Origin of the sequence: Chitinophaga flava (genome assembly GCF_003308995.1) — a bacterium.
Classification (GTDB): Bacteria; Bacteroidota; Bacteroidia; order Chitinophagales; family Chitinophagaceae; genus Chitinophaga; species Chitinophaga flava.
This window is the reverse complement of record NZ_QFFJ01000001.1, coordinates 1,496,369-1,512,073: the sequence shown is the minus strand read 5'-3', so window position 1 is coordinate 1,512,073 and position 15,705 is coordinate 1,496,369. Positions and strand designations below refer to the sequence as shown.

The following is a 15,705-nucleotide window of genomic DNA, read 5'->3' as shown; positions in this document are numbered from 1 at the left end:
TTTTTTTTAAGTATTGGTTAAAACAACAAAGGCGCACAGGATCTTAAAGTCCGTTGCGCCTTTGCTGTTATATTCCGTTGTGGTATTACATCCGCTCGGGTACATGGATACCCAGCAGTTTCATGCTCTGCCGGATGGTATTGGCAGTAAGCGTGATCAGCTGTAACCTCAGTTTTTTCTTGTCTTCATTTTCTTCCCGCAGTACGGAGTAAGTGTATACACCTTCTACTTTTTCAGCATAGAAGGAGTTGAACGTCTGCGCCAGCTGGAATGCGTAGTTGGCGATCACAGAAGGACTCATTTCGCGGTGTGCGTCTGCGAGAATGCCAGGGAATTGTTCGTTGATAACGATCAGTTCTTTTTCCAGAGGCAGCAATGCGCCTTTGTACTGGAAGTTTTCCAGGCCGGCCACAGGGCCTACTTCTCTTAAAATAGACTTGATACGCGCGTGTGCATATTGTATGAATGGTCCGGTAAACCCGCGCAGGTCAATGGATTCTTCGGGATTGAAGATCATTTTTTTCTTGGGGTCTACACGCAGCAGGAAGAACTTCATAGCACCCAGGCCGATGGTTTCGTAAAGGGTGTTCAGTTCGGCTTCCGTGAAATCAGCATGTTTTTGCATGGCTTCCTGGGTAGCTTCTTTTGCTGTATCCACCATTTCCACGATCATATCATCTGCGTCCACTACGGTACCTTCCCGGCTCTTCATACGGCCGTGAGGTAGTTCCACCATGCCATAGCTGAGGTGGTAGATGCCTGGCGCGGAAGGGTCTCCCAGTTTCTCCAGGATCAGCTGCAATACTTTGAAGTGGTAGTTCTGTTCATCGGCCACCACGTGGATGCTCTGGTCCATGTGGTAGTCGTTGTATTTCAGCCGGGCGGTGCCCAGGTCCTGGGTCATGTATACGGAAGTGCCATCGCCACGGAGCAGGAGTTTTTCATCCAGGCCGTCTGCGGTGAGGTCTATCCATACAGAGTTGTCTTCTTTTTTGAACAGCACGCCTTTGGCCAGTCCTTCTTCAACCAGGTCTTTGCCCAGCAGGTAGGTATTGCTTTCGTAATATACTTTATCGAAGTTGATGCCCAGGCGTTTGTAGGTTTCGTCAAAACCCTGGTACACCCAGCTGTTCATGTCAGTCCAGAGGTGGCGTACCTCATGGTTGCCCGCTTCCCACTGCTGCAGCATGATTTTGGCCTGCTGCATGATCTCTGTTTTATTACGGGACATCTCCTTGATGTCACCCATAATTTTGGAAGTCTTGTCCGGATCGTTCTTAACTTCAGGCTTATGCAGGGCGGTGACCAGTTTGGTCAGTTTCTCCACATCAGCGCCTTCGAAGTCCTGGAAGTCGTTTTCCAGCACCCGGTCAATGATAGGTTCGGCCTGTTCTTTTACTACGGATTCAAACTTCACGTAATAATCACCTACCAGGTGATCACCTTTGATACCGGTGGATTCCGGAGTATCACCGTGTGCAAACAGCTGCCATGCCAGCATGGACTTACAGATATGGATACCACGATCATTTACCAGGTTGGTTTTGATCACTTCAAAACCGTTGGCCTTCAGGATTTCCGCGATGGAATAACCGAGGAAGTTATTACGCAGGTGACCCAGGTGCAGTGGTTTGTTGGTATTGGGGGAGGAATACTCCACCATGATCTTTTTGCCGTTGGATGGCTGTATACCGATATTTTCGTTGTTGTATTGTTGCTGGAGAAAATCACACCAGTAGGCCTGATTGATGTCCAGGTTAAGGAAGCCTTTTACCACGTTAAAACCGGCAATCAGCTCGGAATGCTGGGCAACAAGGTAGTCGCCTATGCGCTGTGCAGTTTCATCTGGTTTTTGTCGGCTGAATTTGGTGAATGGGAAAACAACAATGGTATACTCTCCTTCAAACTCAGGTTTAGTCACATTGATAGCTACATCTGCTACAGTGATATCCTGGTTGTAAAGGGATTTGATGGCGGCTACGGCAGCCGTTCTGATTGATTGTACAACACTCATGCTGAAAATGATTAATGCGAGCAGCAAAGATAGTGGTTTCGCGCAGAGGTGCAAAAGGTTACCCTAAAGGGACTTATAAACAAAGGCGCAGAGATTTCATAAAATCCCTGCGCCTCTGCGTTACATTGCATCGTTATGTAGTGTTTAGAACATGTAGAACAGTCCTATTTGTGCTACAGAGTTTTTGCTGTTGTGATTACCGGAATCTTCGATGTTGGTAAGTCCGAAGTTATAACGGCCGGACACGCCCAGGCCCATATCGAATTTATAACCGAAACCTACGCCGATACCAAAATCGATACTCTTCATCTGATCTTTTACATCGTATGATTTGCTACCGATTTTCTCTTTGGCGCCTGCCAGAATACCCAGCTGAGGGCCTGCTTCCAGGTAAAATGCCGGTACAATAGAGTATTGCACCATTACCGGGATGTTGATATAATCAGTTTTGAGGGTACTTTCCAGTGTGCCCAGGATAGTATTGGTTTTTACTTTGGTACCTTGTCCGGAATACAACAACTCAGGTTGTATGGCCCAGCTTTCATTCAGGGCAACGTTAACCAGGCCGCCGGCATAGAAGGAGGCACGTGTCTTGGCATCGTCGGTGTTAGTAACCTTAGCAAGGTTCAGACCTCCCTTCACACCGAATTTTACGGTTTGGGCTTTAACTGCCAGCACAGAACCAATGGCCAGAATACCAGACAGAATCAGTTTTTTCATAATACGATTATTTTTCCTGCCAGCAGATACCAAGAAATATGCCGGATTCAATCAGTGCAGAAAAAACAACGTAACGGGGAATCCTATAAATCCTTCAGCATCCAGCTGTCACAGCCAAAATGACCGGTGTTGCCCATGGGGCCAGTCAGGTATCTGAAGCCGAATTGTTCGTATACTTTCCTGGCCCTTGCCAGTTCAGGACTGGTTTCAAGATAACACTGCGTATATCCGTTTTCCCTGGCAAACTGCAGGCATTGGGTGATCAGTTTGCCGGCAAGTCCTTTACCTCTGGCTGCCGGTACCAGGTACATCTTCTGCAGTTCGCATACATGTAATTCCCCGCCATCCAGCGGATGTATGCCGGCGCCGCCGAGGATAATACCATTTTCTTCAGCGACATAATAGATAGCCCTGGGCTTGTCGAATAAAACAGACAGATGGTCGGTGGTTGGGTCGGAATAGGCAGTACCTGCTTTGTTCATTCCGAATTCTGTCAGCGTGGTTTTTACAATGTTGGCAATAGTTGGGTCATCGGCAGGATCGATCGTCCTTATTGTGATAGTTTCCATAACGTGAATGTACGAGGTTTAGTAGAAAGGCGCAAGCAAGTGGGATGAACGGATATTATTAAGCAAGAGGCCCAACGTGCTGTCGGGCCTCTTACTTATAATATTAATTTGCTGGCTAACCTTGCTGGTATTAGAAGATTGTAAATTCCACCCTTCTGTTTTTCTGTCTGCCGGCAGCGGTTTTATTGCTCGCAATAGGCTGGCTCATGCCATAACCCACTGCCTCAATTTTAGATGCATTAACGCCTTTGCTTACCATATAGGTTTTAACGGCTTCGGCTCTTTCTCTGGACAGGGCCAGGTTGCGCTCCTTACTGCCTACATTGTCGGTATGGCCGCTCAGCTTCAGGTTGAGGTTTTTGCGTTTCAGCAGTTCAGCCACTCTGTCGAGTGCCGGATAGGAGTGTGGTTTGATACTGGCTTTGGCGAAGTCGAATTCAAGGTTCTGGATGGCTTCTTTTACGATGCGGTTATCTTCTTCGGTGATCACTATCTTTTCCTCTTTTTTCTCCACTACCGGTTCGGGCAGCGGGCAACCGGAGCCATCTACGCGGGTATTGGCAGGTGTATTGGGGCATTTATCGAAGTAGTCGGATACGCCGTCGCCATCACTGTCTTTCATGAGCCTGTCCATATCGGCGGTCAGTTTCTGATTGGTCTGGTTGGCTGCATCCAGTGCAGTGCGCAGTGTGGCTTTCTGTGCTTCCAGTTCATCATAGGTGGTGGCGGCAGGATTGTTCCATTGCAGTTGTGGTTTCCCCTTTTTGCCGATGGCAAACTCAAGCCCGGCATAACCATAGGAGAATTTGTCTTTGTTGGGACCATGATAGTAACCGTCCAGGTTGTCGCCATCTGTATAATACATCGTATAGCCCAGGTCCAGGTTGATAAATTCAGATAGTCTGAATTTGAGCCCTGCACCTACCGGGATGATCAATTCCTTGATGGTGCCGCTGGGTTTATAGTCGAAGGAGGTGTTGCTGCCGACAGGTGTGAGGGAGGGACTGTATCCGGCAAGGCCACCGCCTACGGAGCCGTATAACAGGACAAAGTTTTTACGGAACAGCCAGTTGACAGTAGTAATATTAAATACGGCATTGAGGGTGGCCGTCCATTTCAGTTTCGTTTCGAAGGAGCTGTAGGGGCTGCTGGGAGGCATACCATTACCCAGGTTCTTGCTATTGTCGGCTTTCAGTTTTCCGCCAACATAGTCGGCCCGTATAGCCAGAAAATGAAGAAGCTGGTATTTCACATAAGCGCCATACCCGCCGGAGGCCTTCCATTTGGTGAAGTCATTACTGCCACCGGTGGCAGCTACAGGGGCCAGCAGCCCTCCATTGACGCCAACGGACCAAGTTTTGAATTCCTGAGGACCTCTGAAAAGCTGTACAGTGGGGGCCACAGCGGTCGCGGTAGATTGGTCCTGGGCATTGCTGATAACGGGCATGATAGCCAGGAGGGCACAGGAAGCCCGCCAGATTTTGGATGTGTTCATAAGAAAATGCTTAGGTTAAACAATGATCTTGTTTGATAAAATCTGAACGCAGGTGCAGAGATGAATAGCTGTACTAAAGGAAGGCGAGGTTAGAACGGGTAACTACTTGTTCAAGGTTGGCATATTCGTCATTTTGTCGGGTCAGTGGAATGACTAAATATGCAAATAATCAAATCATTTTTTCAAATATAGGGCAGCAGACTGACATAATTTCATATTTTTTTGCTTGGCATAATCATTGACAAACCTAAGACAAATACGACTTTTAACTTACAACTAAAGGAGAATCTTAATACTATGGGAAAAATAATAGGCATTGACTTAGGAACTACCAACTCATGCGTTGCCGTTATGGAAGGTAACGAACCGGTAGTTATTGCCAATGATGAGGGAAGGAGAACTACCCCGTCAGTAGTGGCATTTTTGAAAAACGGAGAAAGGAAAGTAGGTGACCCTGCAAAGCGTCAGGCTATTACCAACCCCGTTAACACCATTATGTCAGTGAAACGTTTCATGGGCCGTCATTTTGACGAAGTGTCCAACGAATTAAGTCACGTTAGCTACAAAGTGGTTAAAGGTGATAACAACACCACCCGCGTTGATATTGATGGCAGATTATATACGCCGCAGGAGATTTCCGCAATGATCCTGCAGAAAATGAAAAAAACGGCCGAAGATTACCTGGGCCAGGAAGTAACAGAAGCAGTTATCACTGTTCCTGCATACTTTAACGATGCGCAACGTCAGGCTACCAAAGAAGCCGGTGAAATTGCCGGTCTGACTGTACGTCGTATCATCAACGAACCTACCGCAGCTGCACTGGCTTACGGTATGGATAAAAAACATACAGACAGCAAAATCGCTGTGTTCGACCTCGGTGGCGGTACCTTCGATATCTCCATCCTGGAACTGGGCGACGGCGTATTCGAAGTAAAATCTACCAACGGTGATACCCACCTGGGTGGTGACGACTTCGATAAAGTGATCATGGATTGGCTGGCCGACGAGTTCAAAAAAGACGAAGCGGTTGACCTGCACAAAGATCCAATGTCATGGCAGCGCCTGAAAGAAGCCGCTGAAAAAGCTAAAATCGAGCTGTCTTCTTCTTCTGAAACAGAAATCAACCTGCCTTATATCACTGCAGTAGATGGTGTTCCTAAACACCTGGTGAAAAAACTGACCCGCGCTAAATTCGAACAGCTGAGCGACAGCCTGGTGGAAAGAACACTGGAGCCTTGCCGTAAAGCACTGAAAGACGCCGGAATGAATACTTCCGAGATCGATGAAATCATCCTCGTAGGTGGTTCTACCCGTATCCCGAAAATTCAGGAAGTGGTAGAAAAATTCTTCGGTAAAAAACCTAACAGAGGTGTAAACCCCGACGAAGTAGTAGCCGTAGGTGCTGCTATCCAGGGTGGTGTACTGACCGGTGAAGTAAAAGATGTACTGCTGCTGGACGTTACTCCGCTGTCACTGGGTATCGAAACCATGGGTGGTGTAATGACCAAACTGATCGAATCCAACACCACTATCCCCAGCAGAAAATCTGAAACATTCTCTACTGCCGCTGACAACCAGCCTAGCGTAGAAATCCATGTTCTGCAAGGTGAAAGGCCAATGGCCAACCAGAACAGAACACTGGGTCGTTTCATCCTGGGTGATATTCCTCCGGCTCCACGTGGTGTTCCGCAGATCGAAGTTATCTTCGATATCGATGCCAACGGTATCTTGCACGTAACTGCCAAAGATAAAGGCACCGGTAAAACACAGAATATCAAGATTGAAGCTGGTAGCGGTCTGAACAAAGATGAGATCGAAAAGATGAAAGCGGAAGCGAAAGCCAACGAATCATCCGATAAAGAACAACGCGAAAAAATCGAAAAGCTCAACAAAGCAGACAGCCTTATCTTCCAGACAGAAAAACAACTGAAAGAATACGGCGATAAAGTACCTGCTGATAAAAAAGCAACGATCGAAACAGCCCTCAACAAGCTGAAAGAAGCGCACAAATCTCAGGACATCGCTCAGATAGATACTGCTACTACTGAACTGGAAGCTGCATGGACAGCTGCTTCTGAAGAAATATACAAAGCTACTCAGGGTCAGCCGGAAGGCGCTACTGCTGATGCCGGCCAACAACAAGGTCAGCCTAACGGTGGCGGTGATGGTGTAACTGATGCCGAGTTTGAAGAAGTAAAATAATAGCACTAGCTATCACATAATAGAAGAAGACATAACAGGACCTCCTGTTATGTCTTCTTTTTTTTTGCTATTTTGTCCCCGCTTAGCCAGGGAACAGATGCATCAGAAAATACGGTTTTACCTTCGTTACCACACTCATTACGGGCAGGAACTTTACCTGCTGGGAAACATTTCTGCGCTGGGCAATGATGTGCCACATCAGGCCTGCCGCCTGCAATGGCTCAACGATGAATGGTGGGGCGCCACCATAGATGTACCACTGGAAAAGCCTCTGCTGCTGCAATATCAGTATATCCTGAAAGAGCTGGAGGAAATAACCTATGAAGGTGGTGTCAGGGAGATACTGCTGCAACCTGGTACAGATGAATTGGTTTTTATCGATACCTGGAATTATGCCGCACAGCCCCAGAACGCCTGGCAGACAGCCCCTTTTACCCGCGTTTTTTTCCAGCGCCCGGAACAGAAAATAACAACAACGTCCGCAACACATGTGTTCCGCGTACAGGCACCTTTACTGCCTGTAAACAAAACAGTTTGCCTGTTGGGTAATGTACCTCCGCTGGGCAACTGGAACGCGGAAGAACCGGTATTGCTGCAATATGATGCCCAGGGCTGGTTTGCTGCTGCCCTCGACCTTACCGGTCAACCAGCATCTATACAATACAAATATGGTATCTATAATCTCGATACCTGCACCTTTGAAAAATATGAGCAGGGACATAACCGGGAGTTACTCAATGTGGTAGCACCAGGCCGGCAAACTGTGCTACATGATGAGTTTGTGAGAACAGGTTATCCACATTGGAAAGGAGCCGGTGTATCAGTGCCTGTATTCAGTCTGCGCAGCCGGGAAGGCTTTGGTACCGGAGAATTTGCAGACCTGGTACCATTGGCGCAATGGGCCCGTCAGAGCGGGTTACAGCTGATACAGCTGCTGCCGGTCAACGATACCATCAGCACCCATACCTGGCGCGACTCCTACCCCTATGCAGCTACCTCTGCTTTTGCACTCCACCCGCAATACATACGCCTCCAGGACGTCGGACAACTGCCGGCCACTCATCCACTGCAACGACAGTTTCATTCCTTACGGCAATGGCTGAACGAAAAAGATGAAGTAGACTATGAAACGGTCCTTTCCTATAAACTGGCTTATCTGAAAGCCCTATATGATGCGGAAGGGGAGAAGCTGGAGACAAGGGCCTACTGGCAATGGTTTGCCTCCAACGAACATTGGCTGCTGCCTTATGCCGTATTCTGCCACCTGCGGGATAAATATCAGACAAGCGATTTCTCCCAATGGCCGGAGTATAACGTATATGATTATACGGAGATTAACCGTTTTGTCATAGAAGACAGCGCTGCTGCGGAAGCAGCCCACTATCACTTTTTTGTGCAGTACCACCTGCACCGGCAGCTGTCTGCCGCGGTGGAAGCTGTACACGCGCAGGGCATTGCCCTGAAGGGAGACATCCCTATTGGTATCTCCCGCTACAGCGTGGATGCCTGGATGAATCCCGGCCTCTATCATATGGATGTACAGGCCGGTGCACCACCGGACAGCTTCACAGCAGAAGGTCAAAACTGGGGCTTCCCTACCTATAACTGGAAAAAAATGGCTGCCGACGGCTATGAATGGTGGCAACAACGCCTCCGGCATATGTCCGTATATTTCGATGCCTTCCGTATCGATCATATTCTTGGCTTCTTCCGTATCTGGCAGATACCGGCACATGCTGTACAGGGACTACTGGGTTATTTTCATCCAGCCATTCCCGTTAGCCGGGAAGAACTGCTGCAAAGGGGAATTAATTTTGATGAAGACCGTTTCTGCAATCCCTGGATAACAGAAGAAGTGCTGGACCTGGCCTTTGGCAGCTATGCCGGCATTATCAAAGACCGTTACCTGCAATCACTGGACAACGGAAACTATGCATTGCTTCCTCACTGCGATACACAACGCAAGGTGAAGGACCTGCAGTTGCCGGAAGCGGTGGAAACAGCCCTGTTTAAGCTGATTGCAGATGTATTGCTGATAAAGGTTACCGATAAAAAACGGGTGATGTATCATCCCCGGTACGACCTGGCTTCCACGGCTTCCTTCGCCGCATTGGACGAAACTACCCGTCAGCGCCTGCTGGAACTGTACCATCATTATTTTTATGTACGACAGGAAAGCCGCTGGCGTAAAGAGGCTATGCATAAGCTGCCGCTGATCAGAAGGGCTACCCGTATGCTTATCTGCGGGGAGGATCTGGGTATGGTACCTCATTGTGTAAACGGTGTGATGAAAGAACAGGGCATCCTGGGCCTGGAAGTACAACGTATGCCCAAAGCGGTCGGAAGGTCCTTTGCCGAAATTTCGCAGGCACCGTATCTCTCTGTGCTGACGCCTTCTACCCATGACATGAGCACTATCAGAGGATGGTGGGAAGAGGATGCAGGCATCTCACGGAAATTTTACCGACAGGTATTAGGGCATGCCAATACACCTCCCCGTCAGGCCAACACCGCACTGATAAAGGAAATTATCAACCAACACTTGCACGCTAACGCCATGTGGCGTATATTTCAAATACAAGACCTGTTGGCCGCCGCCGGCCATATCCCGGACCAACACCCGGATAAGGAAAGGATCAATATCCCCGCGGTGACACAACATTACTGGAGATACAGAATTAACAAGGGAATTAACGATTATGAAACTCACACTTTATCCTTTTGAGCTGAAATTCCACCATACGTTTACTATTTCACGCAAATCAAAAGATGTACAACCCTTATTGGTAGTAGAACTGCAACAGGACGGCCTTTCGGGGCTCGGAGAAACGGCAGACAATTCCTACTACAACATGACCGTGCCAAGGCTGATGGAAGCTATCAATGCCCATCGCCCGTTTATCGAAAACTATACCCTTACCACACCGGAAGCTTTCTGGCAGGATGTTTATCCGCTGCTGCAGGATAATATGTTTGCGCTTTGTGCACTGGACCTGGCCGCATGGGACCTCTATGCCAAACAACAAAATAAAAAGCTGTATGAAGTCTGGGGCCTCGATATCTCCCACAACCCGCTGACAGACTATACCATCGGGATAGACACCATCGGAAATATGGTGAAGAAACTACAGGAATTTCCATGGCCTATTTATAAAATTAAACTGGGCACACAGGAAGATATCGCCATCATCACTGAGCTGAGAAAACACACCAGCGCGGTGTTCAGGGTAGATGCCAACTGTGCCTGGGGAGTAGAAGAGACCCTGCGCAACGCCGCTGCCATGAAAGAGTTGGGCGTTGAGTTCATAGAGCAACCGATGCCGGCTGCTGACCGTGACGGGATGAAAGTGGTATTTGAAAAATCCGTCCTGCCAGTGATCGCCGATGAAAGCTGTATTGTAGAGCAGGACGTAGCCAGATGCCGTGGTTATTTCCATGGTATCAATATCAAACTCACCAAATGTGGTGGTATCACACCCGCGCTGCGTATGATCAAAGAAGCCCGTCAGTACGGCATGAAGGTAATGACCGGCAGTATGAATGAAAGCACCGTGGGCACTTCAGCTGTAGCACATCTGCTGCCGCTGCTCGACTATGTAGATATGGACGGGCCACTGTTGCTCGCTGAAGATACCGCCGATGGTATCCGTATTGAAAACGGCCATATCCTCTATGCCGACAGGCCTGGAGTAGGTGCTGTACTCAAACAATATTAATTCGGCAGATCGTATATACCGAATTTTCCGTTTTCTTCCAGGATGCTTATCTGTTGAGGATTGGGCATCTTTGTGATTGCACACACAGAGGCGGCCGTGGTAAATCTGGCTATCCTGTTTACCCGGTTGCCTCCTGGTTTTGCATAAACGATCACCAGCTTCCCTATACCTGCTACCAGCCTTTCATCCGGAAGCCAGGTTAATACTGTTTTACGTGTAATCTTATCCGTTAGATAATCACTTTTCCATAACATCTTTTTACCGGAAAGGAAAACCATCACTAGTCCTTTGGTGGTGGCTACCGCCAGCTTTACAGTGGTAAGTATGTGCAGGGTGCTCATATGCAGTATTTCAGCCCCCAGGTCATGGGTGGCTGTGCTGGTGCCATCTATGGCAACGGTAAATATTTTTGTGCCCAGATAAAAGTAGTAATACGTGTTATACTCCAGCTGCTGTACCCTGCCATTATATTGTACACTGCTGATGGGCACATCATCTAGTTTGCAGATATGGTTGCCGCAAAGAGGGAAGTTATCTGTTTGCATATACCGCATGAGAGATAATACACCGTTATTGATACAGACAGTAATAGTCAGGTTCTTCTGAATGAGCAGCGCCACCAATCCGCTGGTGGGCAACCAGTCCGGCTTTTGAATCGTGAAGCTATTGCCGGTGTTATTGCGATGAGTGCTGCTCTTCTCTTTTATCGGGAAGTCTGTTTGTCCGAGAAGGTATATATATTCACCTCCATCACGCTGATAGATCATCGTTATATCCGGTGGAGTGGTTATTCTTCCTTCCCATAACTTGTAATACCAGTTATCGGCCATATCAAAATCCAGCAGGTACAGGCCCTTCTCCCCAAAGCCCAGAAACAGCAGCTGGTCGGGCAGTTGCAGACCTCCCAGCCATCGTACATCTGTTGCAAACGACAGTATCTTTTCTGCTTTCAGCTGCTTCGGAACAATTTTATTTTCGCTGGTGTGCCTGTTAATATCTTCTGCCAGTAATTTATCTCCCGGCAGAAAATGTTTTAAGAGATGCAGCTGTTCCGGCTCTTTGGCCTGGATTTTTTTACTGATAATTTCATAGGCGAGATCAATGCCAAAATTTCTGATATCGCTGTCAGAATGTACTGTGGTCACATCTTTCAGTACGGTCAGGAAATCTGTTTCGCGGGCTGCCGGCGTATGTTCGCGGTATACGTTCTCTAACGCTTCCCTGAGGTTGTCGGCTGATAACTGAAAATACTGCTCCAGTAATCCTGTGTGGGTAGATCCGGACATCCATCCTGATGTGGTCCATCCCGTCAGAAGATATTGTTTGGCTTGTTCCGGCTCCCCGAGCTTCTCTAATGCCAGTTGCGCAGCACCGGAATAATTTTTATTATCCAGTAACAACGCGATGGCCTGTTGATACTGTTGATCGGCTTTTTCCGGTTGTTCGAGCCGGACATACAGATCTCCGGCTTTTTCAAATTGTTCGAGTGTGATATATATTTCGATAGCTTCCTGCAGCAGTCCTCCTTTTTCGAATGCCCCGGCTGCCGCGGAGCTATTGTTCAGATGTTCAAGATATAATGTCGCGGCTTCCCGGTAATAATGGCCTTGTTCCAGCGCATGTGCAGCCATATGATAGTCGCCTAACAGGTGTGCATATACGTAGGCGGCTTTGCGGTAATCACGTGCATTCAAAGCGGCAAGCGCTGCTTTCACATATTTCTCTCTAAGCGTCTCGTGGTAATTGCCCATATTCCAATAGTCCGTAGTTCCTGTGCCGCCAAGTTTGCCCAGGGAGAAGTTGGTATCCCGACGCTGCAGGGAGGAAGAAGGCTGATCGGCGCTTTTTCTGGACAGATAGGGACTGTCTAACGGCAACGCATACTTGAGTGCTTCATCCGTATCTGTATCGAAAAGTGCATTTAATCGTTCCAGTTCCTGCTGCCTGCGTTGTTCCAGATTAGAAGGGCCAGCCGGAGTATTTTTATTACCGGAGAGAAACGATAATAATTTATTGAAGATGGATTTTCCTGTATCGGGAGCATCCGGACCTTGTGATGGAAAAATATCGCTCAGAGGTGTATTCCCTACCTGTTGGGGCGCCTCTCCGAAAATGATTTCAGGCGTGGTGTCAGATACCATGATCTTTTGCAGCGGCGGAGCTGTAAAGGCTCCTATGCGGGCCTGCTCCCAACTATTCGTTGATGGCGCCGGAAAAGTCAGCAAGGAAGTCAGCGGGAGTAGTTGTTCTTTATCATATCCGATAAATCCGATGCTGGGATGAAATACCTGCCAGTCCCAGATGAGTAGCTGTTGTAGTTCGGCCGCTTCCATAACAGGTGTCAGTGAAGCATTGGCAGGGATGAACAATTTGTGACCCAGCAGTTGATAAGGGTGTTGCAAGCGTTCCGGGAAAGGCGGTACGGCGTGATTGAACAATACCAGCAGTCCTGCTATTTCAGCGCTATGAGGCTGTGGTACTGGTAATGCCGTCAGTATTTCCATGGGCATCTGCCAGCGATCAATTTCCTGTAACCAAATGCCGGCTGTATCGCCGTAAATAAAGGCTGCTTCAGCGATGGCAGGAACGGAAGTATATTGTAGGCCCAGTGTTATTTTCATCGTAGTTGAGCTATAAACCGGAGAATATATTTACTGTAAAAATCCTGCATGGGCAGGATGTCTGTATTGGGTTCCAGCTGGAAGTATGGATTACCGGAGAAGACGCCGTCGTCTGCCCAGGCTGCTGTAGGGCGGCGGTTCAGAACGGTAACAATCGCAATGTCCGGAATACTTTTGTCAGAGCTGTGGAGATAAATGAATCCTCGCGGATCACCAATAATCTCGCTGCCATCGGCCCATTTAAAACGGGTCAGCAGTATGTTGGGATTGCCGGGTAATGGAAAGGTTTCCGGCTTCTTGTATAGCGGGGGCCGGCCAACCGTGGTCTCTTTTTTATCTGATAACCGGAGCTGTGCTTCGTCGTTGCTTTGATCAGTATCCAGATACAGGCTCCGTTGTTCCAGTACCAGTGTTCCGGTTGTACTGATAAAGATATCATTGATGGCAGGCATGGCAAAGTAACATTTGCTCAGTTCTTTGAATATTTTTTTTTGGGATGCAGCCGCTGCAAGTCCGAGTGTTGTTGCGTTGGGCTGGCGATTGTCCAGGTTGTGTTCCAGTTTCCCGGTGGTGCCGTGCAGCAGCCAATGAGACGGATAGAGGCAGAAATAGCCGTCCCGGGTGACCACCGTATACTTACCGACGATAGCCTTTGTTTCAATGCGTTTATACGTAAACGTTATATCCTTCTGTAAGAAGTGGTATAGAATCAGTGTAGGAGAAAATGGTGAACTAACCAGTATGCTGAATTCCTGGAGGCTTGTAAACAGGATGTGATATTCTCCCTGTTCAATAAAAGGGCAGGATTCGAGCGCACCAAACTGTTGTACATTATAATGTGTAAAGGCATCGCGGTATTGTACACGGCCATCACGGGTAATGCTGACAATACAGCTATCACCTTTAGGATCTTTTCTGAAATGGTTCCCCGGCTCATTTTTCATATGAGTGATTGCGAAACGCAATGGAGGATTGGTATTCAGCCAATGATCTATTTTTCCGGAAGAATTTTGAGAGGAAGAAGATTTTGATATTTCTTCCAGATCAAACAATGCATGGCTGATCATTTTTTTTCTGCCACCTGAATAATGATAACAGTGAAAAGCGCCATTGCGGTCAACCGTCAACAGAAAATCAACCGGGTGGGGATGAGCAGCCAGTATGTGCTGTAAGGCCGGGTGCCGGGACTGTTGTTCGCTGGTGATCAGATAATATTCTCCTTCTTCGGAACGCTCTTGTAAAAAGGCAGACAAAGAAGGGGCAAGCTCCAGACGATCATCCAGCAAGGTTAAAGCATGTATTACACCCTGACGGTCATCAAGACTTACAGCAGTCGCATGGAGGCCCCCCATCATCCAGGTGTGAACAGCGGAATCTTTGTTCCGTTGTTCACGGCAGGCTAGTGCTGCAGCCATGGCGAATACGCGGGGAGTACCCCACATTTTGAGTGTGATATCTATGAGGATGATCGCCTTTTTTTTACGTTGAGAGGGAAGCTCTTCCCGGCGGAAATAAAGTGCTTCGTTATTAGCCAGCCGGGCTGTCAGTACAGTATCATCCTGTGCCAGTTCACTCAACAGCAATCGGTCATAAGTCCCTTTGTTGGTGATGTCGGAGATACCACCCAGTGAACGGTCGCCACTGTTGTGGGTATGCATTGGTACATGTATAGCTGCCAGAATATGTTTGGCCAGTCTGCTGATGCCTGCTGTCTGTTCGTATTCGCTCAGGGAAGTGAGCAGGTCAGTAGCGGCAGGTGGCGGCAATGTTAATGGTAAAGGAGCCGGTATTTCTTCTATACTCGTTTCCAGCAGCATACGCAGGGCTGGCATGTCGGTCACCCGTTTGCTGGCACGGTACAGCCAGGAAAGATCTTTCTTCAGCGTATAGGCGATCGTGTTATTACTCTGATGAGGATGTTTATAAAACAACTGTAACTCCCTGATAGCATCTGCACTATTGACCTGCGGTGAGATGCCTGCAAACAGCGTTTTCAGTAACAAGCCTCTTTTGTCTTCTGCGCGTAGTTTCTGAGGTAAAGTATGGATCAGCTCCAACAGGCGGATAGCGGCCAGCAGCATGTCATTGGTTTCCTCAGATGGCTCATTGGCATAGAAAGCTTGTGTTTGTTCCCGTAGTTGTTTGATGGTCAGTTCAAAATTGAAGGGATCTTCTTTACAGGCGCATAGTATCAGCAATACACTGCCCAATGGAGGCCAGCCCTGGAAGGAGAGTTCCTGCAGTATCTTGAGCAATGCATCGGTATAACAAATGGTAAAGCCGTCCCGGAACTCGATGATATTGCCGTTTTCTTTCCATTGCCAGCAGTAGTTGTTGGTGAATGCAAAATAATTGATCATAAACTTTA

Annotated in this window: 9 protein-coding genes; 3 read left to right on the top strand and 6 right to left on the bottom strand. The window is 48.0% G+C overall.

The window, feature by feature from the left end; all coding sequences use genetic code 11:
* Positions 1-85: 85 nt before the first annotated feature.
* The 4 genes from argS to DF182_RS05940 form a co-directional block, all read right to left on the bottom strand.
* A complete protein-coding gene (gene argS / locus DF182_RS05955) occupies positions 86-2,014 on the bottom strand; it encodes an arginine--tRNA ligase (RefSeq protein ID WP_113614744.1) in 1,929 nt (642 codons plus the stop codon).
* 144 nt (positions 2,015-2,158) lie between these two features.
* Entirely contained in the window at positions 2,159-2,734 is a 576-nt protein-coding gene (locus DF182_RS05950) for a porin family protein (RefSeq protein ID WP_113614743.1), read from the bottom strand.
* A gap of 83 nt (positions 2,735-2,817) precedes the next feature.
* On the bottom strand, positions 2,818-3,303 hold the full coding sequence (locus tag DF182_RS05945; RefSeq protein WP_113614742.1) for a GNAT family N-acetyltransferase: 486 nt from the start codon (positions 3,301-3,303) through the stop codon (positions 2,818-2,820).
* Positions 3,304-3,433: 130 nt separating this feature from the next.
* Positions 3,434-4,798: an OmpA family protein gene (locus tag DF182_RS05940; protein WP_113614741.1), complete on the bottom strand. Its 1,365-nt coding sequence runs from the start codon at positions 4,796-4,798 to the stop codon at positions 3,434-3,436.
* A gap of 297 nt (positions 4,799-5,095) precedes the next feature.
* Between DF182_RS05940 and dnaK the strand changes: the two genes are divergently transcribed.
* From dnaK to DF182_RS05925, 3 genes are all read left to right on the top strand, one after another.
* Positions 5,096-7,000 (top strand): molecular chaperone DnaK, encoded by a 1,905-nt coding sequence (dnaK, locus tag DF182_RS05935; protein WP_113614740.1) that lies wholly within the window; start codon positions 5,096-5,098, stop codon positions 6,998-7,000.
* A gap of 97 nt (positions 7,001-7,097) precedes the next feature.
* The gene (locus tag DF182_RS05930; protein ID WP_161964070.1) at positions 7,098-9,725 is read left to right on the top strand and encodes a 4-alpha-glucanotransferase; all 2,628 of its coding nucleotides are present in this window, start codon (positions 7,098-7,100) and stop codon (positions 9,723-9,725) included.
* Positions 9,700-10,716, top strand: coding sequence for a dipeptide epimerase (locus DF182_RS05925; protein WP_113614738.1), 1,017 nt, complete (start codon positions 9,700-9,702; stop codon positions 10,714-10,716). The genes DF182_RS05930 and DF182_RS05925 overlap by 26 nt, the downstream gene beginning before the upstream one ends.
* Here DF182_RS05925 and DF182_RS05920 read toward each other — a convergent pair.
* Entirely contained in the window at positions 10,713-13,337 is a 2,625-nt protein-coding gene (locus tag DF182_RS05920) for a hypothetical protein (protein ID WP_113614737.1), read from the bottom strand. The two genes, DF182_RS05925 and DF182_RS05920, sit on opposite strands and share 4 nt — an antisense overlap.
* A complete protein-coding gene (locus tag DF182_RS05915) occupies positions 13,334-15,697 on the bottom strand; it encodes a hypothetical protein (protein WP_113614736.1) in 2,364 nt (787 codons plus the stop codon). Before DF182_RS05915 ends, DF182_RS05920 begins: the two co-directional genes overlap by 4 nt.
* Positions 15,698-15,705: the final 8 nt, after the last annotated feature.